The 24,719-nt window shown below is 42.9% G+C and carries 23 protein-coding genes, 1 tRNA gene and 2 pseudogenes; 7 read left to right on the top strand and 19 right to left on the bottom strand.

The window, feature by feature from the left end:
- Window positions 1–111: 111 nt before the first annotated feature.
- Window positions 112–966 (bottom strand): hypothetical protein, encoded by an 855-nt coding sequence (locus tag J7W08_RS00275; protein WP_233084730.1) that lies wholly within the window; start codon window positions 964–966, stop codon window positions 112–114.
- A 670-nt stretch (window positions 967–1,636) separates the two neighbouring features.
- On the opposite strand from J7W08_RS00275, the gene J7W08_RS00270 reads away from it, so the two are divergent.
- From J7W08_RS00270 to J7W08_RS00260, 3 genes are all read left to right on the top strand, one after another.
- Window positions 1,637–2,836, top strand: coding sequence for a proteasome-activating nucleotidase (locus J7W08_RS00270; protein WP_048193874.1), 1,200 nt, complete (start codon window positions 1,637–1,639; stop codon window positions 2,834–2,836).
- A gap of 85 nt (window positions 2,837–2,921) precedes the next feature.
- A tRNA-Glu gene (locus J7W08_RS00265) sits at window positions 2,922–2,999 on the top strand.
- Between the two features lie 315 nt (window positions 3,000–3,314).
- On the top strand, window positions 3,315–3,464 hold the full coding sequence (locus J7W08_RS00260; protein ID WP_233084729.1) for a hypothetical protein: 150 nt from the start codon (window positions 3,315–3,317) through the stop codon (window positions 3,462–3,464).
- 232 nt (window positions 3,465–3,696) lie between these two features.
- Here the strand turns inward: J7W08_RS00260 and J7W08_RS00255 are convergent, their stop codons facing one another.
- The gene (locus tag J7W08_RS00255; RefSeq protein WP_233084728.1) at window positions 3,697–5,100 is read right to left on the bottom strand and encodes a PAS domain-containing sensor histidine kinase; all 1,404 of its coding nucleotides are present in this window, start codon (window positions 5,098–5,100) and stop codon (window positions 3,697–3,699) included.
- Between the two features lie 142 nt (window positions 5,101–5,242).
- Here J7W08_RS00255 and J7W08_RS00250 point away from each other — a divergent pair, with 142 nt between their 5' ends.
- Window positions 5,243–5,827 carry a hypothetical protein gene (locus J7W08_RS00250; RefSeq protein WP_233084727.1) on the top strand — a complete coding sequence of 195 codons (585 nt, stop codon included), beginning with the start codon at window positions 5,243–5,245 and terminating at the stop codon, window positions 5,825–5,827.
- A 124-nt stretch (window positions 5,828–5,951) separates the two neighbouring features.
- On the opposite strand, the gene J7W08_RS00245 is transcribed toward J7W08_RS00250, so the two are convergent.
- From J7W08_RS00245 to mtbC, 7 genes and pseudogenes are all read right to left on the bottom strand, one after another.
- Complete coding sequence (locus J7W08_RS00245; RefSeq protein ID WP_233084726.1) at window positions 5,952–6,104, bottom strand: hypothetical protein; 153 nt, start codon at window positions 6,102–6,104, stop codon at window positions 5,952–5,954.
- 212 nt (window positions 6,105–6,316) lie between these two features.
- A complete protein-coding gene (locus J7W08_RS00240) occupies window positions 6,317–6,493 on the bottom strand; it encodes a hypothetical protein (RefSeq protein WP_233084725.1) in 177 nt (58 codons plus the stop codon).
- A gap of 326 nt (window positions 6,494–6,819) precedes the next feature.
- Window positions 6,820–7,224, bottom strand: coding sequence for a response regulator (locus J7W08_RS00235; protein WP_233084724.1), 405 nt, complete (start codon window positions 7,222–7,224; stop codon window positions 6,820–6,822).
- 62 nt (window positions 7,225–7,286) lie between these two features.
- Window positions 7,287–8,183 carry a GAF domain-containing protein gene (locus tag J7W08_RS00230; RefSeq protein ID WP_233084723.1) on the bottom strand — a complete coding sequence of 299 codons (897 nt, stop codon included), beginning with the start codon at window positions 8,181–8,183 and terminating at the stop codon, window positions 7,287–7,289.
- A gap of 121 nt (window positions 8,184–8,304) precedes the next feature.
- The gene (locus J7W08_RS00225) at window positions 8,305–9,807 is read right to left on the bottom strand and encodes an APC family permease (RefSeq protein WP_233084722.1); all 1,503 of its coding nucleotides are present in this window, start codon (window positions 9,805–9,807) and stop codon (window positions 8,305–8,307) included.
- Between the two features lie 106 nt (window positions 9,808–9,913).
- A pseudogene (gene mtbB / locus J7W08_RS00220) lies at window positions 9,914–11,317 on the bottom strand ([dimethylamine--corrinoid protein] Co-methyltransferase).
- A gap of 18 nt (window positions 11,318–11,335) precedes the next feature.
- Window positions 11,336–11,977: pseudogene (gene mtbC / locus J7W08_RS00215) on the bottom strand (dimethylamine corrinoid protein MtbC); the annotation flags it as partial.
- Window positions 11,978–12,337: 360 nt separating this feature from the next.
- Here mtbC and J7W08_RS00210 point away from each other — a divergent pair.
- From J7W08_RS00210 to J7W08_RS00200, 3 genes are read left to right on the top strand one after another with little or no spacing between them, the layout of a single operon-like run.
- Window positions 12,338–13,126, top strand: a complete 789-nt coding sequence (locus J7W08_RS00210) for a helix-turn-helix transcriptional regulator (protein ID WP_233084721.1) — start codon at window positions 12,338–12,340, stop codon at window positions 13,124–13,126.
- A gap of 21 nt (window positions 13,127–13,147) precedes the next feature.
- Complete coding sequence (locus J7W08_RS00205) at window positions 13,148–15,661, top strand: histidine kinase dimerization/phosphoacceptor domain -containing protein (RefSeq protein WP_233084720.1); 2,514 nt, start codon at window positions 13,148–13,150, stop codon at window positions 15,659–15,661.
- 10 nt (window positions 15,662–15,671) lie between these two features.
- On the top strand, window positions 15,672–16,076 hold the full coding sequence (locus tag J7W08_RS00200; protein ID WP_233084719.1) for a response regulator: 405 nt from the start codon (window positions 15,672–15,674) through the stop codon (window positions 16,074–16,076).
- 226 nt (window positions 16,077–16,302) lie between these two features.
- Here the strand turns inward: J7W08_RS00200 and J7W08_RS00195 are convergent, their stop codons facing one another.
- The 10 genes from J7W08_RS00195 to J7W08_RS00150 form a co-directional block, all read right to left on the bottom strand.
- Window positions 16,303–16,452, bottom strand: coding sequence for a 30S ribosomal protein S27ae (locus tag J7W08_RS00195; RefSeq protein ID WP_048193869.1), 150 nt, complete (start codon window positions 16,450–16,452; stop codon window positions 16,303–16,305).
- A 5-nt stretch (window positions 16,453–16,457) separates the two neighbouring features.
- Window positions 16,458–16,796, bottom strand: coding sequence for a 30S ribosomal protein S24e (locus tag J7W08_RS00190; protein ID WP_048193753.1), 339 nt, complete (start codon window positions 16,794–16,796; stop codon window positions 16,458–16,460).
- Window positions 16,786–17,367, bottom strand: coding sequence for a GTP-dependent dephospho-CoA kinase family protein (locus J7W08_RS00185; RefSeq protein WP_233084718.1), 582 nt, complete (start codon window positions 17,365–17,367; stop codon window positions 16,786–16,788). Before J7W08_RS00185 ends, J7W08_RS00190 begins: the two co-directional genes overlap by 11 nt.
- A 2-nt stretch (window positions 17,368–17,369) precedes the next feature.
- Entirely contained in the window at window positions 17,370–17,555 is a 186-nt protein-coding gene (gene spt4 / locus J7W08_RS00180) for a transcription elongation factor subunit Spt4 (protein WP_048193751.1), read from the bottom strand.
- A 17-nt stretch (window positions 17,556–17,572) separates the two neighbouring features.
- Complete coding sequence (locus tag J7W08_RS00175; protein ID WP_233084717.1) at window positions 17,573–18,142, bottom strand: DNA-directed RNA polymerase; 570 nt, start codon at window positions 18,140–18,142, stop codon at window positions 17,573–17,575.
- 66 nt (window positions 18,143–18,208) lie between these two features.
- Window positions 18,209–18,574 carry a PIN domain-containing protein gene (locus tag J7W08_RS00170; protein WP_233084716.1) on the bottom strand — a complete coding sequence of 122 codons (366 nt, stop codon included), beginning with the start codon at window positions 18,572–18,574 and terminating at the stop codon, window positions 18,209–18,211.
- Window positions 18,571–19,803 (bottom strand): translation initiation factor IF-2 subunit gamma, encoded by a 1,233-nt coding sequence (locus tag J7W08_RS00165; RefSeq protein ID WP_233084715.1) that lies wholly within the window; start codon window positions 19,801–19,803, stop codon window positions 18,571–18,573. The genes J7W08_RS00170 and J7W08_RS00165 overlap by 4 nt, the downstream gene beginning before the upstream one ends.
- A gap of 224 nt (window positions 19,804–20,027) precedes the next feature.
- Window positions 20,028–21,167 carry a COG1361 S-layer family protein gene (locus J7W08_RS00160; RefSeq protein ID WP_233084714.1) on the bottom strand — a complete coding sequence of 380 codons (1,140 nt, stop codon included), beginning with the start codon at window positions 21,165–21,167 and terminating at the stop codon, window positions 20,028–20,030.
- A gap of 48 nt (window positions 21,168–21,215) precedes the next feature.
- Window positions 21,216–22,319 (bottom strand): COG1361 S-layer family protein, encoded by a 1,104-nt coding sequence (locus J7W08_RS00155; protein WP_233084713.1) that lies wholly within the window; start codon window positions 22,317–22,319, stop codon window positions 21,216–21,218.
- Window positions 22,319–24,685, bottom strand: a complete 2,367-nt coding sequence (locus J7W08_RS00150) for a hydrophobe/amphiphile efflux-3 (HAE3) family transporter (RefSeq protein ID WP_375141069.1) — start codon at window positions 24,683–24,685, stop codon at window positions 22,319–22,321. The genes J7W08_RS00155 and J7W08_RS00150 overlap by 1 nt, the downstream gene beginning before the upstream one ends.
- Window positions 24,686–24,719 lie beyond the last annotated feature (34 nt).

Genomic DNA, 24,719 nt, shown 5'->3' with positions numbered 1-24,719 from the left:
AGCACCAATCTGCAAAAACAAAGAAAATCCCAATGATAATTAGCATAAAAACAAATGGATGATCATCATTTTCTGACCTCATAGAAAACAATTAGTGCAGGTCAATTAAATTCATATCCTCTGCATCTGCCAGACAGGAGCATACCCTTGTTGTGTTGCCTGGGCAGCAACCTCTTCCCGGTCACCGATATAGAGATATTCACGCTGTGTGCGGTTACCACGACGTTCCAGAAGGTTCTTGCGATACATACGGGAGAGGTAGGTAGAAACTGTGCTTAACTTGATCTCACCATAAACACGCTCATAGTTCACCTGGATCTGTTGTGAAGTTGACCAATCACGAGGATGCTCGTACTTCAGGAAAAGCTCAAGCCTTTCGTTGATCGTAAGCTTTGAATTACTGACCTTGTCGCGAAGTGGTACGTTAGGAACAGCATTGTTGTTAACCTGTGGAACCTGTTGTTCTGTCATAGCAGCCTGAACCGGACGAACGGGAGCGATGTTACCAGAAGATACATTCGCTTGCTGTGGTTGTACAGGTTGTTGATAGCAAACCGGCTGGTTCACCACAGGATTTACAGTAGGATTAACTGTTTGCTGATTCACAGGCACATAGTACTGTGGATACTGTTGAGCTTGTTGTACCGGCATCTGCACAGGCTGATAATAAGGCTGTGCTTGTTGTGGAACAGGCATCACAGATACAGGATAGTATTGTGGTGGCACAACCTGTGGAGGTTGTAAAACAACAGTTTCCGGAGTTGTCGCGGAAGTTTGTTGTGAAAAAAGTTGTTGAACGTTCTGTTCAGATTGCAGATTGGAGGATGAAGAGCCGGTCGAACGAGGTCGCACCTCATCTAAAGTATCAATAAACTTGATAACCCGTTCTTTCACATTCTCACCAGCAAATTCAATACTGGTGTTCTCTTTTCCTTCGTCATCGATTATTTCGATCCGAATCTTCATCTTCTACGCCTCTGCAGCGGATCCATCCATCCCCTCAGATCGGTGGATTCACAAACCATTCATCCCCTCAGATAATGGCTCAGCTTTTATGTGAATACAGTTTCATGAAATCGATTTGTACCGTGATAGTACAATTGATTTGAACTGCAATACATCCATTATACTTAATGATATATAAAAGTTAGCATTAAAATATAAGTCATTATCTGTATTATACCAGATTAAAGCTTTTAAAACACTTATTTTTAATAAAAAGTACATAAAAACGCTTTAAAAAATACCGAAATTACTTGTCTAAAAACAAGAAAATCCGAAATCACAACGTATTATAGTTAATACTCCAGTGGAAGTAAGGGGGTTTGTTTTCATATACTTTTTACTGTGATTATCTAACTAAAAACAAAATGAAAAGTTATAAAGCCATCATAATATAAAATAAAGATAATTACTCATATTTAACTGCATAAAATGTATAGAATATTCTTAAATTAAAAATAAGGTCTTAAAAGAAAAGGAAAATTGATCCAGACGTAATCCAGAAACGATCCAAACACCTGCCGCACAAACCATTATTGCCCCAGTCAGTTGCTTTTATATTACATGATGTTTATAAGAACGAAACATGACCGACGTAAGTGCAGGATCATCAACGGGAAATGATGTACCGGACATGAATTCCGACAAAGTAACCCGCGAAGCAGAAGAAGTTGAAGACATGGACGTCCAGTCGATACTCAACGAGAATGAGGTCCTGAAGGTCCAGAACGAAACTATGAAAGCAAAGCTCCTTGAAGCCAACATGATGGCTAACAAGTATCTTTCAGAAATAGAGAAACTGAAGGAGCAATTGGACCACCTCACCACACCACCACTGTTCATTGCCAGTGTCATGGAAGTAGATGACGACATGGTGCTTCTGAGGCAGCATGGCAACAACCAGGAGGTTATGACAAGAGTGCCACCTGGAATGGAAGGCATTATTGAGCCAGGCATGCGCGTGAGCATTAATGCAGCATTTTCCATCATATCCACGATCAGTAAGGCAGCAGACGTACGTGCCCAGGTCATGGAACTTATCAATTCACCAGGCATCGACTACGATATGATCGGCGGCCTTGACGATGTTCTCAAGGAAGTAATCGAATCAGTTGAACTTCCACTGACCGAACCGGAACTTTTCGAGAACATAGGAATAGAACCACCAAGCGGAGTTCTCATGTACGGAAACCCGGGAACAGGTAAGACACTGATAGCAAAGGCAGTTGCATCAAGAGCAAATGCCACATTCATACGCATGTCAGGTTCAGACCTTGTTCAGAAGTTCATCGGAGAGGGCGCAAGACTTGTCAAGGACGTGTTCCAGCTGGCAAGGGAGAAGTCACCGTCAATACTGTTCATCGATGAGATCGATGCAGTCGGAGGTATGCGTACCCACGACGGCACAACCGGATCTGCAGAAGTGAACCGAACAATGTTGCAACTTCTTGCAGAGATGGACGGATTCGACCCCAGTGGTAATGTAAAGATAATTGCAGCAACCAACAGGATCGACCTGCTTGACCCGGCACTTCTGCGTCCTGGCAGATTCGATCGTATAATCGAAGTACCGCTACCGGACGAGAAAGCAAGGGAAGAGATCCTGAAGATCCACACAAGGAAAATGACCCTCGAAAAAGACCTCGATCTCGCCAAGATCGCAAACATGACAGACGGCCTTAGTGGTGCTGACCTGAATGTAATAGTCAAAGAAGCAGGCATGTTCGTCCTGAGAAGGAGAGGAGACATGATAACCATGAAAGACCTCATGGATGCATTCGAAAAGGTCGTATCGGAAGAAGAAGTGAATGCACCATTCGGAATGTTCGTTTAAAACGAACTTCCAACTACTTTTTTAGACGATAAGTATAAATATAATTGGTTGCTTTTAGGGGGTGCTGAAAGGCGCGAAACCGTGTGCTCCGATAGTGTAGCACGGCCAATCATGCAGGACTCTCACTCCTGCGACTGGGGTTCGAATCCCCATCGGAGCACCACTAACTTTTTTATGATTATACTCTTTTTGAACTCAACTTCGAAGAAATATAATTTGTGTTTGATACTAGATATTGCTTCATGGGATCAGTTGGCCCATTAGTCAGATCCAGACAGTTCGAGCAGCAAAAATATATTAAGCACAGAACCATACATTTATTAAAATACGTATTAAGACAACATGGCCAGAGAGAGATATAATGGATCAGAGAAAATTAGCACAATTGCCCTTAGTAGGAACGCTGATCGGCGCATTAATCGCATATTTTCTAAGACCGGAAGCTCCACAAGTAGGCAAACTACCATTAGGAGTGGTCATGACAAGGGGAGCAGACCTAACCGGCACAGAGGAGATATTGATACCAATCGCAGAAGCATCATTTAACTATACGATCACAGGTGCAATAATAGGTGCGATAATTGGTGCAATAGTATTCTGGATCATGTTCAATAAAATGAACAATTAATGCACATATTCAACAAAATAATAATTAACATACATCGAACATATTGACTTGTTGGAAACACGTTTTCAACTTACCGTTTTTTTAAATTATCGTTGGCAGAGTTTCCGAAAAGTCCAGACATCAACATGATCAATATACCCATCTGAGCAACACTAAATTTATTATTATATTTATTTTGATTTTTAGAAAAATATCAATTGATCAACATTAACAAGTCAAAAAGTAGTGTACTTTATTCGAAATTTTCAAGCGGAATGGCAAAACCGAAGATGCTGAACATACCATATTCACTCTTGACCCATACATGCCCACCATGAAGCTCAACAAACTTTTTGACCAGAGAAAGACCTAAACCGGTCCCATTATATTTCTTTTGAGAAGAAGAATTAATCTGGCTAAATGGCTTGAACAACTTGTCAAGATCATCTTCCTTGATCCCAATACCACCATCACGGACTTCAAACTCCACATAATCCTGCACCATCCGGCACTCTACAGATATATCCCCACCATCATTGGAGAATTTGATGGCATTACCGATCAGATTATAGAGAATCTGCTTGAGTTTACCGGAATCAACTTCAAGAACATAAACATCAGGTGATATCAAAGTACTGATCTTTATCCCCCTTTTACTGGCCGACGTACCCATGAACTCAGACATTTCTAAGAGAAATTGAGGGAGAATTACTTTTTCATACGACAGTTCCATTTTACCGGCTTCAGCTTTTGAAAGATCAAGTATGTTATTAATAAGACCCAGCAGATGAGTACCACTGGAAGAGATATTCTTTGCATATTTTACCTGTTTTTCGTTAAGTGGGCCAACACCTCCCTCGACAAGAAGATCAGAGAAACCAATAATCGAATTCAGTGGTGTCCTGAGCTCATGACTTACATTAGATATAAATTCACTTTTAGCATTGTTCGAAGCTTCAGCCAGGTCCTTTGAAACCATAAGCTCAGTTTCCATCAATTTCCTTTCAGTCAGATCGATCTCCATAGAAAATATACCCAGTTGATCCCCTGGCAACAGAACAGTCGAGTAACTGGAAAATACAGGGAGACTCATTTTACTCTTTGTTAGAAAAGTAGTTTCACAAAATCGTTCCATTTTTTGATCGGTTCTGCCCGAGTTAATGATTTCAAACAGACCACTAGCATCGGCAATAGGAACTATAAGGTCGGTCATTTTTTGACCGATCGCTTCTTCCTTAGAATAACCATACATTGTTTCGCTGGCACTGTTCCAATACTGAACAAAGAGATGCTTATCGAATCCCTGAATTGCAACATTGGGAACATCATCCATGAACTTACGGAAGTTCTCATCAAGCAAATGAAGCTCAGATTCCTGCTTTTCAACAGTCCTTGAAAGACTTACATTCTTACTCAATACCATATAGGAGATATTGGCAGACATAAGGAGTAGTATAAAAGAAAGAGCTTTGATAAAGGAGAGATCTGTTGAAGACAGACCATTTACCATTATATACTGGAACCAATCAATGACATAAAGCCATGAGGGATAAAGAACCAATACAAAAAACAGGACAATTGTAACAGGAATAGAATATGATCGTTTGAACCACTCTTTTATACGAAGTGGATCCATATCCCCTGACTCAATTTTCATCCTGCCACCCAACTAAATTAATGATAAGATTTTATATAAAGAATTAGATCAGACACATGTTATAAATAAACATTACATTGTTAACGCAGCATACATTTTCCGCATGTATAAAACAATACAAATTCAGAAAGAGAAGAAAAACATGAAACGAAATATAGAATCTGTTTCAATGTACTTGAACATCTTCCTATTTCTGATATTGGCAAATTCACTCCTCTCAAGATTCGCAGTTATAAATTTCACATCCTCGCCTGCAACAGGAGTATCAAACATGTATGTTGCAGTTGCTTTTATGATCGTTTTTGCCTTGTGGTATGGCATAGGAGGTGCACTGGCAGCATATCTTGGCTGTATTGTAGGAGCAGGCATCCTTGCCGATATGCCAACCTCATTGAACATCATATGGTCCCTTGCAGACCTATGGCAGGTCCTTATACCACTTATTGCATTCAGCTATTTTAAAGTAAACTTAAGATTAAGAACAAGAAGGGATGTTGTATACTTCCTTGTTTTTGCAGTCTTCCTAAACAACATCATAGGTGCTTCATGGGGCACATACATGCTGGCCATCAATGGAATTATCACTTATGAAGAACTCTTTCTGACCTTTGAAAGATGGTTTACAGGAAACGTGATAGCCACGATCCTGATAGTTCCATTTTTACTAAGATACATCACCCCATACATCCAGCAAACAGAGTCATATGTGGAAAACTACTGGAAATAAGACACATATGTCGGATCATAACCTCGCCGGGATACCACTTGAATCTTTTTAAAGCATCTTAACTAAAGAGCAATGCACATATTACTGCATATTGCAATAACCTGAATTTTGATAATGAGAAAAATTATTTGCCATCAATTACTTTCCGATACTGCAACTCACATGCATACAAACAAGCTGCCAGCCTCTTGTCCTTCAGGTCGTCCACAGTCCCTTTTAGCCCAAGCTTTGAACATTCTTCATAGACCTTACAAACATCACAACAATTAGCACTCATAGGACAGTCTCCCGAAACAGATATTCGAACATATCAATGAAGGATAGAACTTAAATTTTCCGTTCGTCCTAAAAAAACCAGATTGCTATAACGAAATAACAGATCAAATCGAACAGGAAATAAATACAGGCATATGATCATTAAAAGCAGAAAGATACGATGGTGTAGGCCTACACCTCCATACGCCAACATATGGAGGAAATGCCTCACCATCAAAGACTTGACAGGAAGGACACTTTGCTAAGTGCAAAAACGACAAAGGAACCAACTGCAACATCCTGAAGGTTTAGAGGGATTATTCCACCAGGATTTGTAAGTACATAAATGATCAATGTTGCTATTCCTGCAAATGCAAAAGCTCCAATAATAACATCTTCTATTTCTACCATTTTTTATCACGCTCAATGAGGGGGCTAAGCATGCGATAGAGGCTGAAAGTTAACCGGTATCGTATATACACAAACCGCGACTCGTTTTGTTATTTAGAAGTGTTTTTTCCTAAAAGATGATGTTATATATATAGGTTTCGATTTTTTGATAGGACAATACCTTTAAAGACTAAAAAAAAGTAGACGATATCGGCAAATTGCCTTTGTGGAAAAATACAATAAAACCGAGTTGCACTCCAGATGTATCCAAAAAATGATTTTAGAAATAAAAAAATAAAAAAAGATTGGAAAAGGAAAGAGAAGCCACGATTAAACCTGAACGCAAATCAGGCCGAAACGTTAACTTCTCCCACCCCATCCACGGAGTTGTAAAACACAGAATGAACGATATTTCCCAGATCTTCATCCATAAAGGGCTTCGTGAGGTAACCCTGGGGACCTGCCAGATTTGCCCGTTCACGAGTAGCCTTAGAAGAATCTGCTGTAATGAACACTATCGGGACATTATATGAATCGCGTATCCTCATCGCTGTTTCAATGCCATCCATACCACCCTTTAACCTTATATCCATAAGTATCAGATCAGGATGTATCGCACCCACCATGGAAATGGCATCTTTGCCTTTTGAAGCAAAGCCAGCTACAGAGTAACCCATCTTCTCAAGTTTCAACTTGATCATCATTCCGACGATCAATTCATCTTCAACAACAACTATTTTTTTACTTTTCATATTAACTATCCAGATCATCTCAAAAAGAGTGTTCCCGTACCCATACCCCAACATATACCCATTCATGCCGTACTGTAATGCATACCATCACTCATTACGGACATCGTCATATTACTGATCATAAGACCGGCCAAAGACTTGATCACATCAAGACTATCACGATCACCTTCAGGAATAATGAATTCAGAAGAAGATGAAGCGATCAATAATCCCACAAAGCGGTGTTCATGATGAATAGGAATAATAGCAGTACCCTGCAAACCCTCATCCTGCATCCGCGGACCCGTAATGAAAGGATAGACCTCAGAATAATGCTTGTAAATAGGGAAGCCTTTCTGTGCAAAGTTCACCTGACCGGAATCAGCACCAAAATAAGAGACACTGTTCACAAAGTCATTTGAAAGTCCCTTATGATTAACAAGTACCAACCCCCCGGTAACCTCATCAACCACATACAAAGCACAAATATCGATAGCATCGAGCTGAGTGGTCAGCTCAAGAAGGACATCCATTGAGTCCTCCAGATTAACAGGCCAGCTAAGATCACTGCCCAGCTCGTCCTGAATGAACATAAAATCATCATGTTGTTTTTCATCATTGATATCAACGATCTTCGCAGTCAAGTATTGCATTTGGCCATCCATATCATAGATGATCTGTGTCTTCTCACGAACCCACCTGATATCACCATCTGCTTTCAATATCCTGTATTCCTGCACCAGATCCCCTACGGAACTATCAGAGTAATTCTCCAGGGCTTTTCTAACCATTTCAAGGTCAGTAGGATGAATAATATCCTCATAAGAAAGGCCGCCAATTAGAAAATCATCGGGTTCATAACCGAAAAAAGATACATTATCTGAAACGGATTCCAGTGGCCAGCCATATTCAGACCTCCACACGAATGCTACCTCAGGCATCTCATCTTGAATATCCGGTAAATTTACGATTCCTTTCATTATAGCACCCACTCCACTCCAAAAGATAAATTGAATAAATACGATTTTTAATTAATATACTAAAAAGACAGCAGTCCCCGGAAATATCCGGGAACCGCTTGACAAATAAAGGAGTTGTTTATCATTTCTCCTTTGAAATTGCTGATACCATACTTACAGCAGCGATCTTATCGACATGAGCCTCGTGCTGTGAGTAGAACCACATTGGAACATAGAGACCAAGCACACATATTCCGACAATGGTTGAGAACCAGCTGCCTTCAACACTGTTAAGGTAGATCACACCGACCAGACAGAGTGGAAGGTTGAAGAGACCGAACAACAGTGCAACGTTCTTCCATCCGGCTGGTGCCTTGAATGGCCTTTCGAGTCCAGCAAGGTCAGGCCTTGATTTTGCCTTTACGTATGCGAAAAGACTGATACCGTTAGCACAAACATATCCGATTGCTGATGCAGCAAGGATAGCTGATGGAGTACCCATTGAGATCAGGATCAGGTTGAAGATACCGATAACGACCATTGCAAGGATTGGAGTACCGTGTGCATTTGTCTTTGCGAATACTTTAGGAAGGTTTCCTTCAGTTGCCATTGAGTGCATTGCCCTTGAGGAACCAAGATATGCAGTCTGGATGATCAATACCATTGCTGCAATGAGCATGACAATAGCTACTGTTGAACCGACATCACCGAGTGCTGCCTGTGCAAGTGGAAGCATTGGATCAATTGGTGCAGCTGCAATACCATCGATACCGAGTACACCGGTAATGGTCATCTGCACAAGGACGTAAGCTACCAGACAGATAGCACCACAGGAGAACAATGCCTTTGGTACATCAGAACCTGGCTTCTTATATTCAGGACCATAGATAGCTGCAGTTTCCCATGCACAAGCACTCCACTGAGCCATTGCAAAGATACCAAGCAAGATCAGGATATGATGGAAATCCCATGCCCAGTCAGTTGGCAACCATGTGCTGGTGATATTAGCCATTGCGAAGTCACCGGTTGCATAAGGTGCCAGTGTAATAATTGCCATTGGAATAAGTGAGAAAGCTGCAAGAATATAACCTACAAGCGCACCACTTGAAAGTCCACGGTAGTTAACAAGTATAAGTCCACCGAAGATCACAACACCTGCGATCATTGCAAGCTGGTACTCACTGAAAGTTGCTGCCAGTGAAGGGAACAGACTGTGAAGATAGAAACCTACAAGGATTGCGAAGATAGCAAGTACAGGATTCCATGCGAACCAGTAACTCCATGCACTGAATCCACCGATCAATTTACCCTTGTCATACTTTCCTTCATGATTAGGTGACTTGAAAACGTTCTGCGCAAATCCAGGCAGACCGGATGCGTTAGGGAAAGTTGTTGCAAGTTCACCATAAGCGAGGTTCTGCATAAATCCCTGGAAAACAGAGAGACCCCACACAATAATAGCAAATGACCATAGATAACTAGCAAAATAACCAATAGATGGCAAGATCAATAAAGGTACACCAATAGCAATAGCCAGTCCCTGTTTCCAATCGATCGATCGTTCAAGCTCACCGGTTTCACAGACGACTTTAGCACACTGCTCTGCGTGTGCCCAGTCTACACCGGATGGTTTTTCTTCAGACATATTCCATCACACTCCTTTTTATAACGATTCACATAATAAAGATAAAATCGATATTGACCTGATATCTGGCAGGCCAATATCGGCACAATATACGGTTTATTACAGCTTAAGCTGTAGTTTCCCTGAACTTGTCACAGCAGTTGATGTCGATTCCGAGAAGCTTCTCGATGTTCATTTTAGCTGCAATACCCTTTGCACAGCCAGGAACTGATGTGATTACACCAATGTCGAGCTCTTCTCTGACTTCCCTCATGACGTACTCGTCGGAGAGGTCTGCGTTTGAAACACCAAGTTTCTTTGCAACGAAGTCCTTTGCTTCACCGATTCTCATGTTCTTGGAGAATTCCATCCTTGCAACAAGGTCACCAGCTGCTCTCATTCCAGTCATACCAGAGGCCATGATGTGTGCGATTGGCATACCGAGTGGGTCGCCAACACCGATCTATATTCCGTCAACACCGGCAATCTCGACCATTGCCTTGCTTGCCCTTGTTACTGCATCGATTGGAGGAGTCTCAAGCATTGGGATACCACCGACACCCATACCCATATCAACATGACATGGAATTGTGGCTGCCTCAACAGCTGACTTTATGAATGTAACTGCACGACCAAGGTTCCATGCGGCACTCTTGCTTGTGTTAGTGTTAACCACAGGACCGAATACGTTTGCTCCTGCCTTTGATACGAGTGGTGCCTGCTGGTGTGGCCACAGACCTGCAAGTGTTGTGCCATCATACTCAAGCTCTCCGTGCATACCGAGAACGAGTTCTCCTGCCATACCTGCTTCAATGTAGATTCCTGGGAATTCTTTCCTCAGTGCTTCGATAGCATTAAGGGATGCATACATGTCACCGTCACCGGCTGCACCGATGGTATCGAAGTTTACACCGTCGCCACCAACATGCTGGAGTCTCTGCATGATCCAGACCATGTCACGAATACCGTGGTCACCAGCTTTCTGTATAGATTCCTGAGCTTCAGATATCTTGAATGCTTTCATGAGGTCGCCTGGGTTCTCGAATGGACCATCAGGAGTGTAGTACAGACCCATGTTTGGCATTGCACCGTAGAGCATAGGAATTATCATATTCTCCTGGCAAACTTCCATTGTCTGACATTCCTGAGAGATGACTGGCTTGACAGGCTTGAAACTGTAGTCGATATGACCGAGTTCCATTGTGTCTGCACCAAAAGCACGCTCGTGGATCATTGAACCTACCAGTCTGCTGGAAGGAATACCTACACCACTGTTACCCTGGTCACCATCAATACGGATGGAACCGATATCGTGAGTTACAGGAACTTCCATACCTGGTTCGACACCGACGATCCTGCCAGGAGATGTGATAATGTCAAGCATCTTCTCCATTTCATCTTCTGAAAGGGATGGAATGTCACCAAGGTCTGCTGCATCAGCACAACCTGCCTCGATGTCAGCCATGATATCTTCCTTAGTCAGGAAGATCTTTGCACCGTCACCCATTCTTAAGAAATATTCTGTTGCCATTTTAATAACCCCATAAAATTAAAGAAGTAATTCCTTTGCTTTTACTACAGCTTCACTTGCATTTTCTGCATAGCAGTCTGCACCGATCTTCTTTGCCCATGCATCTGTTGCTGGAGCGCCGCCGACCATTACCTTGATACCATCTCTCATGCCGTTCTCCTTGAGAAGTTCAATAACTTCTTTCTGGCCCTGGAGTGTGGTTGTCATAAGTGCGGAAAGACCGACCATGTCAGCATTTACTTCCTTGCACTTGTCGATGAAGTTCTGGAGTGGAACATCCCTACCAATATCGTGGACTTCAAAACCTGCTGCCTGGAGCATGGTTGATACGATTGCCTTTCCGATGTCGTGAACGTCGCCCTCAACAGTACCGTTGACGATTACACCTAGCTTGCTGCTTGCGCCTTCACCGGATGCAAGTTCGTCCTGAAGTAACTCTACACCAGCAGACATTGCATCTGCTGCCATCATAACGTGTGGAAGGAAGAGTTTTCCTCTCTCGAAGAGTACACCAACTTCGTTCATACCTGCTGCAAGACCGTTGTCAATAAGTTCTACTGCGGGAGCCTGGCCCTTTGCCTTGCCTACTGCAGCGATTACATCATCTTTCTTGCAACTTACTACCGCATCGGATAGTGCTTTGAATAATTCCTCGTTTGTCGTGTTACAACCTCCATTAAAGTTGTGGAATAATTACCACATAATTATGGTAGCAGGATTACTCCTCACCACCATATATTGAAAAACCAGAATCATATATAGCATAATTTACGTTGAAAGTTCGACTGATGTTGGAAATGGAAAAGCCCATGAGAAATGACTATTGGCTTTGGATATTCCAAAGGCATGAGAAAATCCAAAGGCTTTGGTATATATGTAAATTGAAGGACCAATTAAGTAATCAATATCAAAAGGCATTTTTTTTGAAAATATGACTATTCGATCCATAAAAGAAGTTAATCCCGAGGAACAACCGAAAGGGTCATTAATGTTAATACTGAATTTTATAGAGGAGTCTCGATGAAATCCTCATTAAGTGATACAATATGGCTTTCTGAAAAAAGGAAAAACCTTCTTTTACTGCTCGTTGAGGGACCAAGGAATATCGATCAGATAAAAGCGTCCCTGAATGTCACGTCAAAGGCAATGATGCCACAGATAAAGATACTCAAAGAGCAGGATATGATCATCCAGAATGAAAGTGATGAGTACGAACTTTCGGATGTTGGAAGGATAATTGTCAAGAACATGAGCCCCTTATTAAAGACTCTCGAAGTAATAGAGGAGAACAGAGAGTACTGGGCTACCCGCGACCTTACAGCAATACCGGAACCTCTTGCATACAGGCTGGGCGAGTTAGGACAATGCATGCTGATAGAACCTGACCTGAACCACATGTTCGACCTTCCTGTTGAATTTACAGAGAACCTGACAAGATCAAAAGATGTGAAGATGTTTGCATCATATTTCCATCCCCTATACCCGGAACTTTTTTCAGAGATCATTGAAAAAGGAATCAAGTTCGAGCTTATTCTTACTGACTCTGTCCTCGAAAGAATGAAGAACGATTGCCTTGAACAGCTAAAGTCACTTGCATCATCCAAGAACACGGAACTTCATATCTGTGATGATAGTATCAAACTGACGACCATATCGGTCACCGAACGTTTTACTTACATATGCCTCTTCAACAAGGATGGCAGGTACGACCACACTAAGCTCATGAGTTTTGATGATAGTGCTCGCCTCTGGGGTGATGAATTGTTCTCATACTACCAGAAACAATCCCGCCAATTGAAAGACATCTAACAAGGAACATCCAATATGGCTTTGAGAAAACTAGAATGGAAAAACGTACCCCTCAGGTCCAAATTGATCCTTTTTATTGTAATAGGCGTCCTGCTGGTACTTGTCACATCAACTGCAGTCATCATATCCACGGTTACTAACCAGGAAGTTGATCTGGCATATGAACAATCCATCGAAAAATCCAGAGGTTATGCAAACCAGTTTGATGTTGACATGCGGAAAAATCATGCAATCGGTCAGACAATAGCAGATTCCATGGCAGCATATGAAACTGCTGATCGGGGTGAGGTCAATGAAATATTAAAAGAAATAGCGGTAAAAAACCCGGACCTCCTTGGAACTTATGTTTGTTATGAACCAAATGCCTTTGATGGTAAGGATATGGCTTTTGTAAATGCACAGGGACATGATTCCACAGGAAGGTTCATACCATACTGGAACAGGATCAGTGGAGATCTTCAACTTGACCCACTACTAAATTATGATACTTCCGATTATTATCAGTTGCCAAAGAAACTGAAGGTAGACCAGATCATTGACCCTTACTTCTATGAAGGAGTATTCATCGTAAGTTACGTTACCCCCATAATAAAGGATGGGGAATTTGTTGGCATAGGTGGTGTGGATGTATCCCTCACATACCTTGATGAAGTGGTAAGCGAAGTGAAGGCATTCGATACAGGATATGCATTCATGACAGGAAATACAGGCATCCTGATCTCACAACCCGAACAGAAGGACTGGATCGGTTACAAAACCCTGTATGATTTCGATGTCCCCGAAATTACCGCCATGGCAGATGATATCAAAAATGGTGGAGAGGGATATATAGATACCATCGACCCTACAACAGGGAAAGAGGTCGTAATGTTCTACGAACCGATCAAGACCGGTAATTTTTCATTTATACTTGTAGTTCCAAAAGAGGAAATGCTTGCGGGTGTCGTTGAGCTTCGCAACAGCCTCATTGTGATATCTACCATATCGATCATATTCATGACAGGACTTGCAGCCCTCATTGCCGGGTTTGTAACACGACCTATCAACGAGATTGTAGCCAGTTTTAAGGACGTTTCCGATGCAGCGGTTGGAGGGAAGATATATGCTCGTGCTGATACCGATGTCGATATTGATTTCAAGGACATACCGTCAGGTTTGAACGAGATCCTTGATGCTTTCACAAAACCTATGGCTGAAACCATGCGTGTAGCCAACGGCCTCGCAAAAGGAGAACTTGAAACACGTGTCAACCCGGGCCTCAAAGGTGATTTCAAAGACCTTGGTGATGGCCTTGACAGGTTTGCTGAAAAGATCAATAACATTATTGATGAATCAAATTCAGTGCTGATGGCTTTCCAGAAAGAGGATTTTACACACAAGATACGCATCAAAGGAGAAGGTGATTTTAGAATACTCACAGATGGTATCGAAGAAACAAGGCAGGCCCTATACAAGATCACCAGCGAACAGAAAAAAGCCAAACAGGAACTAATAAAGTATGCAGAAGACCTTGAACACTCCAATCAGATGAAAGAGGAAATGGAACGGGTCATCGAGAACAGCCCTGTTGTCGTATTCAAATGGAAACCAGAAAAAGGATGGCCTATTGAGTTCGTATCCAAGAACATATCACAATTTGGATACTCACTTGAAGATTTTAAAAGCGGTAAAGTAACGTATGGAGATATTGTCCACCCACAGGACCTTCCACGAGTTGAAGCCGAACTACAAAGAAGATGTGATGAAGGAGATACAAAGTTCAACATCGAATACAGGATCCTGACCAAATATGGCAATATTCTCTGGGCAGATGAGAGAACATTCATACGCCGCGATGAAAAAGGGAATGTGAACTACCTGCAAGGTATCATTGTTAACATCGATGAAAGAAAGCGTGCAGAAGAGGCTCTAATAAAGATAGAGGATATTCGCAAGAAAGAAATTCATCACCGCATAAAGAACAACCTGCAGGTCATATCCACATTACTATACCTGGAATCTGATAAATTCAAGGATAAAAAGGTAAAGGAAGCTTTCAGAGATAGTCAGGACAGGGTCAGGACAATGGCGCTTGTACACGAGAAGTTATACCAGTCCGAGGATATGGAAAGCATCGACTTTGCGGACTATACTAAGAACCTGATCAATTACCTGTCACAGTCATACGTTGTTGGCAACCGTGATATAAAGATAGACCTGAAAGTGGAAGATATATTCCTGAATATGGATACAGCGGTGCCACTTGGAATAATTATCAACGAACTTGTTTCGAACTCACTTAAGTATGCATTTAAAGATAAAAAGGAAAAGGGCATCATCTCAGTAGACATAAAGCGTGCTGGAGACAACTTCACACTAACGGTCTGCGATAATGGAAGTGGCATACCTGAAGAGATCGACTTCAGAGATACCGAATCCCTTGGACTCCAACTTGTGACGAACCTAGTCGAGCAGATCGATGGAACGATCACACTTGACAAGGATAAGGGAACAAAGTTCATAATAGAATTCACAGAAGAAAAATATGAATTATGAGAGGGAATTGATGACTCAAACAAAGATCCTGGTCGTAGAAGATGAAAAGATCGTTGCCTTAGGTATCAAAAAGATGCTAAAGAACATGGGATACCTTGTGCCCAGCATTGCATCTTCTGGAAAAGAAGCCATCAGTAAAGCAGAGATCACATTTCCGGATCTTGTATTGATGGACATCATGTTGAAAGGTGACATGGATGGGGTCGAAGCAGCTGAACAGATACGTCAGCTTTTCGATGTTCCTGTAGTCTACCTCACGGCATATTCCGATGAAAAGATACTGGCTCGAGCCAAGAGGACAAAACCTTTTGGATATCTTACCAAACCTTTCGAGGAAAACAGTCTTCATAGCACCATAGAACTTGCACTCCATAATTACAGAGTGGAAAAAGGGCTTGAAGAACCTGATGAATGAGAAGATAGTATATTGAAAATTGCTGTGTGATACCACACATCTAAATTAAATGATAGTTGCTTTAGTAATAGATAGCTAAATTAGAAATGGATAATTTGGTAATAAATATCTAAATTAAAAATTGATGTTTGCTATGAACACCTAAATTAAAAATGGTGCTTTGCCACATACCTAAATTAAAAAAGAAAAGCATCACAACATCACGTTGCGATGCATAAAGTCGGAATTATTTCTTGAATTCAGTGTATCCGCATTTACCACAGGTAAGTCTGTCCTTGTGGTCTGCAAGATATACACCATCGCCGCAGCGTGGGCAGAACTGCCTCAGTCTTTCGATGGAATCGCCGGTTACTTTGTAGTAGTCTTTAACTGCCATTATGATCACTCACTGTCTGCTTCTTCAGCTGGTTCTTCGGATGCTTCGTCTTCGACAACTTCAGGTTCTGGAAGTTCGTTCCTTTTAAGGACATATTCCTTCTCTACAACCTTCATGCGATCTGCATCTTCGTAGATCTTTGCGTATCCTTCAGCTGCAGATATACCGTAGCTGTTATCGAACTTCTGGAGAATGACGAGCTCAAGTGGCACGTTAAGCATTGCAGCCAGTCTGTTCTTTACATCGAGCCTTGAAGGTGTTGCACCATCGAATGTAGCATCGAACCTCACTTCCCTTCTGTTGAGAAGTGCGTTGTTTTTATCTTCTGTAATATTAATATCCATTTAATTTCCTCCGCACATTATTGAACTGTTCTTTATGATCTTGTTTTTCAAGAATAATATCAAATAGATCCTTTATTTCTGCTTTTTTGGATTCTGTGACCCTTACAAGTATTACACCTTTATCCGGTTGCCCATACATGATAACCGAACCTACAGGTGCCATCATCATCGCAGGTAAAGCGGCAAGATCCTCTTCGCCTTTTACGAATATCCGGACATTCTGATCGGACACTAATGCATCGCCTATCACAGATATCAGTTCTTCGGTGATAACACCAGCAGGATTATCAACTGCAATTTCAGCAAATCCCTGATGTTTCGTACCATCGACAACCTGTGAGGAAGCCGGTGCCCTTTTTGTCCTATCGTCCACGATCAGTACATCTGGAATGATGTTTGATTCGAGCAAGTGGAAAGTAGTAACATCACCCACAGATATAAGTTTTGTGGGATTACCAAGATCCTTTACCGAACTTCTGACGGCATCACCGCCCACACCTTCATACAGGATACCAAAAGGTTCCCGGAAAAGGTGACGAAGACTTTCCGGTAAAAGGATCTGCAAACCCAAAATTACCGCACCTTCAAAGCATACTTATCGGCAACTGTCACTCCGATCATCTCTGCGATCTTAGATCGCTGAGGATCCACGATAATAACAAGTCCGCTCCAGTCAGCGCTCAAATTACTTGAACCACAGACAGGACAGGTCTGACCTGTTACCAACCTGTGACATTCACGACATACCTGATCTACCATTATAGATACACTCCGGTTTACTCATTAGATTCATCGGATTTTGGCTTGCGTGCATCTTCCAGCCATTCCAGCCTTCCAAGAGCATGCTGACGCATGGTCAATCCGATCTTACTATCCCTTGGCTCTCTTTCGTTAGTGCTTACAGCAACTATACGGGCACGCACCTTGTCGCCTTCTGAAAGGGTACGATCCCCGTTCTTGCTAAGGAGCCTGCCGTTCTTACCGTCATATGACATGAAGTCGTCAGTCACCTGGCTTACGTGTAAAAGACCATCCATAGCACCTATGCTGACGAAAGCACCGAACTCAACTGTCTCGACCACAAGTCCTTCAATGACTTCCTGAAGCTGCGGGATGAACACAATAGCATCGAAAACAACATCGTAATAGACCGCTCCGTCACCAACAAGGATATGACCTTCTCCAACTTCTTCAATATCCGTGACCGCAACAATTGCACCAAGCGTCTTATCGACCCTGCCCTCAAGTTTCTCCTTTAGTGCATCCTTCACACTGACCCCGACATCCTCACCCAAAAGGCGGGGAGCCACACGGATCGTGTCCGAAAGTTTCATCCTTTTATACATATCTCGATCTCCAATATGCCCTGCATTAATCTAAACTGCCACTATAATTGTAATATGAAATGATGATCATGCTATATCCAAACGGCTCTTCTGGCGCAAACGCACAACGGTCACATCCACTTCCTTCAGACGTTTGACCAAACCGACATCATTGGTCAACACCGCTGCCCCGGTATCGAGAGCCAGCTGAAGGATGACATCATCAGCACTTCCTGTCTGTTCCACAATGGTACATCTGTCTGATAATGAAAGTGCAACCTTTGCCGCTATTCTGTTCTCACCCTTATACCTTTTGACCAGGATCTGTATCTCATTTATGACCGCCTGGGGAACAATGAGCTCATCATAGCCCAGACGTTTTAGTTCTGTAAAGATATCGACCTTGAACTGAACTGGTATCATTAAACCGTTTGTATCGATTATAACCTTCAAGCCTTAATGACTCCCACGCCTATTAGTCTCCAACGGGAACCAACACGCCTGCTGATAGCAACCATAGAGCCAACTTCAGCACAGACCGGCCTCTTGAGCTTGGTCTCAGCAACATTTTCCCTGGCACTTGTTACAATACCAACAGTGGTAGCAGTTCCAACATTGAGCATCAATGGTTCACTGGTCTTGATCTTACCGATCTCAATCGGCTCATCATCTGAAATACCAACTACACGTTCAAGAAGCTTAAGGTCCAGAGTGAATGAATCGTGGGTAGGAGGTAATGTGTCTGGCAAACCTGCAACCTGACCTGTGAGCGAATCACTCTTTGTTATACTTGGGTCAAGTCCTGTACCCAGTGCAAGCAATCCTCCCGGAGTTGCCTCTTCTACCTTGTCACTGCCTGCAGCGATCATATTGATAGTAGTAAATATAGGTTCCCAGTGGATAGCATTCTCGCTTTCCACCTTGCGACCAGGACGAATCTCAAGTTCATCACCCGGATGCAAAGTACCAGCTGTAAGTGTTCCGCCAATGACACCACCTGCGATCTTATCGATAGATGATCCAGGCTTGTTGATGTCAAAAGATCTTGCAATAAGCATATGTGCAGGCTTGTCAAGTTTCTGCACAGGCGTTGGAATCACTTCGTTCATCACATCGATCAGCACATCGATATTGATGTTCTGCTGTGCAGAGATAGGAACTACAGGTGCATTCTCAGCAACGGTTCCTTTTACGAACTCCTTGATCTGATGATAATGCTCGATAACCTTCTCCTTTGGAACAAGGTCGACCTTGTTCTGGACGATAACGATGTTCTCGATACCGATGATATTCAAAGCCATAAGGTGCTCTTTTGTCTGTGGCTGCGGACATTCCTCGTTCGCAGCGATCACAAGGATAGCACCATCCATGATAGCAGCACCTGAAAGCATTGTGGCCATCAATGTCTCGTGACCAGGAGAATCAACAAAAGATATGGTCCTCATATCCTCGGTCTTTCCACCACAGTGCTCACATTTCTTGGCTACAGTATAGCACTGAGGTTCGGGGCAAGTTGGACATTTCCTGAAGGTAGTATCCGCATACCCTAACCTGATCGAAATACCACGCTTCAACTCTTCACTATGAGTATCGGTCCATACTCCAGATAACGCGCTTACAAGCGTCGTTTTCCCATGATCGACATGACCTACCATGCCAATATTAACACAAGGCTGACTCAATTTTTGATTTCCCTCCCTATCGGGCTAAAATAAAAGTGTGATCTAATATAATTATACGAATTCAACGTAACTACTCTGAAGTTTGTGATACCATGTCATTCCTAATATATAAGTGATTTCAACCATTATAATATCATACTATATTACTGCTGATCAAAAAATGTCAGGGATATCATAGAATGAATATGAATCACATCAATAAAAAGAAAACGATGAGAGAATGATCACTCATCGTTGCTGTTCTTTGAAGACCTGCTGCGGTACACATAATAAGCGCCACCAGCGATCAATACAATGACCACTGCACCAACGATGATACCGGTCATGCCGGACCCATTCTCATTTGCAGATGCCGGAAGGACCTCCGTCTTGATCTTCACAGTATCTGATATACGGTCATGGCCGTCAGTATCCTCATACTTGATCTCACTGTTCAGTGCATAAGCCTTCGGTACTGCAAGGTCATCTACCTTCAGCTTGAACACTGCAACAGTGCTCTCACCGGAATCGAGGGTACCAAGGAATGCCTGGTCATCAGTAGTGCTGAAAGGATCAGCAGCACTTATCCTTACAGTAGCATCCTTTGCAGAAAGGTCACCCACATTCTCAAAGGTAACATACACCAAACTTTCAGAATCAGGATACAGCTCACCAGTTACGTTGGTCACTTCAAATCTTGCCTCATCCTTCACATATATATCAAAGGTAGTGTTCTGTGTGCCCATATCATACCAGAGTCCAACCTCCATATTTGTAATACCAAGATCAGTTTCATTGTCACCATTTATCTGGACATTCTTCTGGTATCCATAATAGAGATCAAGTCGCATGGGGTAGCCGCCTGCCTCTGCATTATCTGAGATCTCGATGTTAAAGCTAACAGGAGAATCGGTCTTCTGTCCTGATACAAGAGTACCTGCTTCCTGAGGACCGGACTTTACTTTAACAGCAGGATCAAGAGGAGTCAGGACAGCAACAATACCGATAGCTGTCGTTCGCTGGGATTCATAGGACATTTCAGTGCTTTGCAACTTCTGCTCCAGCTGAGTAAGGTAAAAGTCATCTTCCTCCGATCTGAAACCCGTGATAAGACCCTTGTTCATAAGATCAAGGTTCAGTGTGACAGTATCACCGCGTTCAAACTCATTGTCGCCGAGGAGAGTCGCTGTCACATCCGGACCACCGAATACAGTATAGTAGTTCTCATCAAAATTGAAGAACTCAGGTAGTTCCGCATTAGCTGCCGTAAACTCACCATTTGATGGCAGTGTGGAAGATGCATGTACCGGTGCTACAAACAGCAACAATACAGCTAGTGAGGCCATAATTGGCAAAGCGTATCTGGAATCTGTCATTTTAAACATAATTAGTCCTCTTCATAGTGTTAATTTGATAATTTTTCAGTTAAAGTATTATTTTTTGTCATCCTTTCTGCGTATCGTATTGTATCCCATGTAAGCTGTCACCAGAACTATTCCGATAAGTGCCAGCGTGGTGATGCCTATACCTGCATCCCTTGACTTGAGAGGGATCTCAACAATAATGTTGTCCGAAAACTGCAGATCTCCGTCCTCATCACGATACTTGATCTCACTGTCAATACCGTAGTTCTTTTCCACAGCAGAGATCTCTGCCGCAAGATCGAATGATGCAGTCTTGCTTTCACCCGGTGCAATAGTACCCAGGTTCACAACTGACCTGTCGGAACTCAACGGTTTCATAACAACTATCCTGGCAAAAGCATCATCTGCTTCGACCTCACCAACATTTGTGTAGGTCACATTGATGATACCTGACTGACCGGATGTAAGCTCACCCTCCACATCAGACACAACAAACTTTGCAGCCGGTTCTACAATCACCGGGATCTGAAGAGTCGTGTTCCTTGTCTTATAGAATGTGGTGTGGTCAAGATCAGGCAGACCAAGCCTTACAGTACTTCCATCGGTCATCTCGACCTGGCTCTGGAATTCATAACTGACAGGCAGTAAGAGCATGTAAGCACCAGCCGGAGCATTATCGGAAATGGTGATGGTAAAGGACATCGGAGCCTCCGGCAATACTCCCGGATACAGACTATCAAGTGTCTGAATACTTGTGATCGGATCGACCTCTATATAATCTGTAGTTGAGACCATCTCAGCCTTTAGACCAAAAGCAGTGGTTCTCAATGACTCATATTCAAGTTCTTTCAGGGACTTTGCATGATCTCCATTTTTCGTATCCACATTGGTCTTGGACTTGAATCCATACAGCACTCCTCTGTTTGAGAGGACAACGCGGACCTGTGCGGTCTCACCCCTCTCGAACTCAGTGTCACCGAGAACGGAAACATAGAGATCAGGTTCACCGTAGGCATCATAATAATTGGTAGAGAACTCATATGTCGGCTGTACGAACTCCTTTGCCCCTGCTGCAGGAGATGCAGTGACCACGAACAACGTCGCGGTCAGTAGGACAGCCACCATGACCACTGAATTCACATATATTTTTTGTTGTGTGTTTTTACATTTCATCAAAAGGCATCAGCCTCCGGGTCAGTGCTATGTTTTGCTAATTCTATCGTTTCTATATTGTCTTCGAGTGATACATCAGAGATTATTTTTCTTGCTTTCCTCTTTTCACGGAAATTGTCCAACAAGACCATCACAGGCGGGAAGATCACAAATGTTGCGAACAGGGCAAGCCCTACGTCTATTACAGTGATCATACCGAAGCCGCTGATCATACCGAAATCGGAAGCTATCAGTGCACAGAAACCGAACAGTGTTGTAAGTCCGGAAGTGACTATCGCTTTTCCGATCTTGACCCCTGCTTCGGTCATTGCTTCTTCAGGACTGGCACCTTTCTCCTTTTCCTCAAAATATCTCTCCATCATAAGTACAGCATACTCGGAACCCACACCGAGAATGAGTGCTCCCAGTGTAGCTGTCATTGGGTTGTAGTCCATACCCAACAGGTACATCAGTCCACCAGACCAGCCAATGACCATGAACATTGTCACTACCGGTACAAGGGCCTTGAGAAGATCACGGTAGATCAAAAACAGTCCACCAAATACCATTCCCAGTCCCAGGTATGTCATAAAGATACGTCCAGAAGTAAGGGCTCCGATGACCTCAATGAACACAACGTTGCTTCCTGTTATCGTCGCTGTCATTCCGGGAGGCGGGGACATCCACAGCATATCATCCTTCACAATTTCCGTGAGGACTTCAAACCCCTCCATTCCAATGCTTCCCATTACGTCACCAACATTCAGGTTAAGCAGGAGCATATTCTCACCGTGCATGAAGCGGTCTTTTTGCTGAGCAGGCATCTGTTCATACAGAGATCTGATCTCAGACTCACTTTCAGGGATCACACCACCGTTCATCGACTTAATGACACTGGCCATGCTTTCCGCACCAATGATATTGTTCCGGCTATCTATTTCATGAGAGCTGAACTCATCCATCCATTTCAGGGTCTCAGGATCAGCAGCATTATCAGTCTTGATGATAATGTTCATCTGGTCCTCACCACCTGTAATATCCGAAAGATGGGCCAGGTTGATCAATGCCGGCAGGTCCTGCGGGACAAAGGTTTCCGTATCTGTCTGGATCCCTACCTGAGTATCAGCCACCAGCCCACCGACACAAAGCAGAACGGCAATTGATAGGATCATGAAAGGATGTTTTATGGTGAAATGAGTAGTTCGGCCCAAAAACCTGTCCAGAATGTCCGGCTTAGGTTCTCCAGTACCCGCAGATGATGTCTTTGGTTTGTTTTTGCCGCTCAGGGACAAGTGTCCGAACTTCTCCTTGCGCATAGATTGAATGTTGTCAAGACCATATATCACAGTCACACCGACGAACAGGGATGCAAGGAAGCACATCACAATACCTATGAGAAGCAGCTTTGCAAAATCCTGTATCATAGGTACGCTTGATGTCAGAAGGGAAAAGAATCCCAGTGCCGTGATAATGAGTGCGATAAGAACAGCAGGGCCGGTGTGCTTGATAGTATCTACCACTGCATCTGCCGGCGTCTCACCACGTTCAAGCTCCTCTTCTATACGATTATGGAACTGAATGGCATAGTCTATACCCAAACCTATCAGTACAGGGAATGCTGCCATTGAGACCATGGTCATTGGGATCCCCAGATAACCCATGGCACCGAAAGTGTATATGATACCCAGCAGTACAATAGCAAGAGGCATTAACCTCCACCTGACATGACCGAACACAAGATACAGGACAACGATCATCAGGACAACTGAAAGCCCAAGCAGTACACCCATACTTGACATCATTGCGTTGTTCATGGAGACCATGAAAGCTGGTTCCCCTGTTACTACAACATTATAGTCAGGAGGGAATTCTGCCAGACTCACCGATGTCTCGACCTCCCTCAGAATCTCCTGTTTCTGGTCATCAGTTAACGAACCTGCGATCTCGACATAAACAAGTGTGTGAGTACTGTCAGGCATCAGTTGTTCAGGAACATGAGCGTCGATCAGAGACTGTAGTTCTGCTTTGTCTTCAGGCAGTGATGCATCACCAGTAAGACCGAAATTAGCATCTTTAACAACTGTTGCGACACTTTGAACATCCACGACGCCGGGCAGCGACGAAGACATATGATCAAGCCGGTCCATCGCCTGCAACAAGGCAGGATTACTTACCTGACCATCCTCCACTATTATAACAATGGCTTCCGTACCAAAGATATTCATATAGAGATGATCAAAATCCTGATACAGCTGAGAAGTTTTCTCAACAAAGGTTTCAGTACCCGATTCCATCGTGATGTTTTGTGCACCCTGGACAGATACAAGGACGAGTAATAAGGCTACTAATATTATAGGGATAGTATTGTTCTCAATAAAGATTCCCAGTTTTTCAAATACATTTTTTATGATGGTCGCCTCC

The organism is Methanococcoides orientis, assembly GCF_021184045.1.
Lineage (GTDB): Archaea > Halobacteriota > Methanosarcinia > Methanosarcinales > Methanosarcinaceae > Methanococcoides > Methanococcoides orientis.
This window is presented reverse-complemented; position numbering and strand designations above follow the sequence as displayed.

Excerpts from the sequence above, each read along its gene's own strand:
- J7W08_RS00195 (WP_048193869.1), bottom strand. The coding sequence starts at position 16,452 with ATGGCAGTTAAAGACTACTACAAAGTAACCGGCGATTCCATCGAAAGA.
- spt4 (WP_048193751.1), bottom strand. The coding sequence starts at position 17,555 with ATGGTAGATCAGGTATGTCGTGAATGTCACAGGTTGGTAACAGGTCAG.
- J7W08_RS00245 (WP_233084726.1), bottom strand. The coding sequence starts at position 6,104 with ATGAGTGCTAATTGTTGTGATGTTTGTAAGGTCTATGAAGAATGTTCA.
- J7W08_RS00200 (WP_233084719.1), top strand. The coding sequence starts at position 15,672 with ATGACTCAAACAAAGATCCTGGTCGTAGAAGATGAAAAGATCGTTGCC.
- J7W08_RS00175 (WP_233084717.1), bottom strand. The coding sequence starts at position 18,142 with ATGTATAAAAGGATGAAACTTTCGGACACGATCCGTGTGGCTCCCCGC.
- J7W08_RS00260 (WP_233084729.1), top strand. The coding sequence starts at position 3,315 with ATGACAAGGGGAGCAGACCTAACCGGCACAGAGGAGATATTGATACCA.
- J7W08_RS00255 (WP_233084728.1), bottom strand. The coding sequence starts at position 5,100 with ATGAAAATTGAGTCAGGGGATATGGATCCACTTCGTATAAAAGAGTGG.
- J7W08_RS00250 (WP_233084727.1), top strand. The coding sequence starts at position 5,243 with ATGAAACGAAATATAGAATCTGTTTCAATGTACTTGAACATCTTCCTA.
- J7W08_RS00235 (WP_233084724.1), bottom strand. The coding sequence starts at position 7,224 with ATGAAAAGTAAAAAAATAGTTGTTGTTGAAGATGAATTGATCGTCGGA.
- J7W08_RS00225 (WP_233084722.1), bottom strand. The coding sequence starts at position 9,807 with ATGTCTGAAGAAAAACCATCCGGTGTAGACTGGGCACACGCAGAGCAG.
- J7W08_RS00155 (WP_233084713.1), bottom strand. The coding sequence starts at position 22,319 with ATGAAATGTAAAAACACACAACAAAAAATATATGTGAATTCAGTGGTC.
- J7W08_RS00160 (WP_233084714.1), bottom strand. The coding sequence starts at position 21,167 with ATGTTTAAAATGACAGATTCCAGATACGCTTTGCCAATTATGGCCTCA.
- J7W08_RS00275 (WP_233084730.1), bottom strand. The coding sequence starts at position 966 with ATGAAGATTCGGATCGAAATAATCGATGACGAAGGAAAAGAGAACACC.
- J7W08_RS00240 (WP_233084725.1), bottom strand. The coding sequence starts at position 6,493 with ATGGTAGAAATAGAAGATGTTATTATTGGAGCTTTTGCATTTGCAGGA.
- J7W08_RS00190 (WP_048193753.1), bottom strand. The coding sequence starts at position 16,796 with ATGGATATTAATATTACAGAAGATAAAAACAACGCACTTCTCAACAGA.
- J7W08_RS00210 (WP_233084721.1), top strand. The coding sequence starts at position 12,338 with ATGAAATCCTCATTAAGTGATACAATATGGCTTTCTGAAAAAAGGAAA.
- J7W08_RS00230 (WP_233084723.1), bottom strand. The coding sequence starts at position 8,183 with ATGAAAGGAATCGTAAATTTACCGGATATTCAAGATGAGATGCCTGAG.
- J7W08_RS00270 (WP_048193874.1), top strand. The coding sequence starts at position 1,637 with ATGAATTCCGACAAAGTAACCCGCGAAGCAGAAGAAGTTGAAGACATG.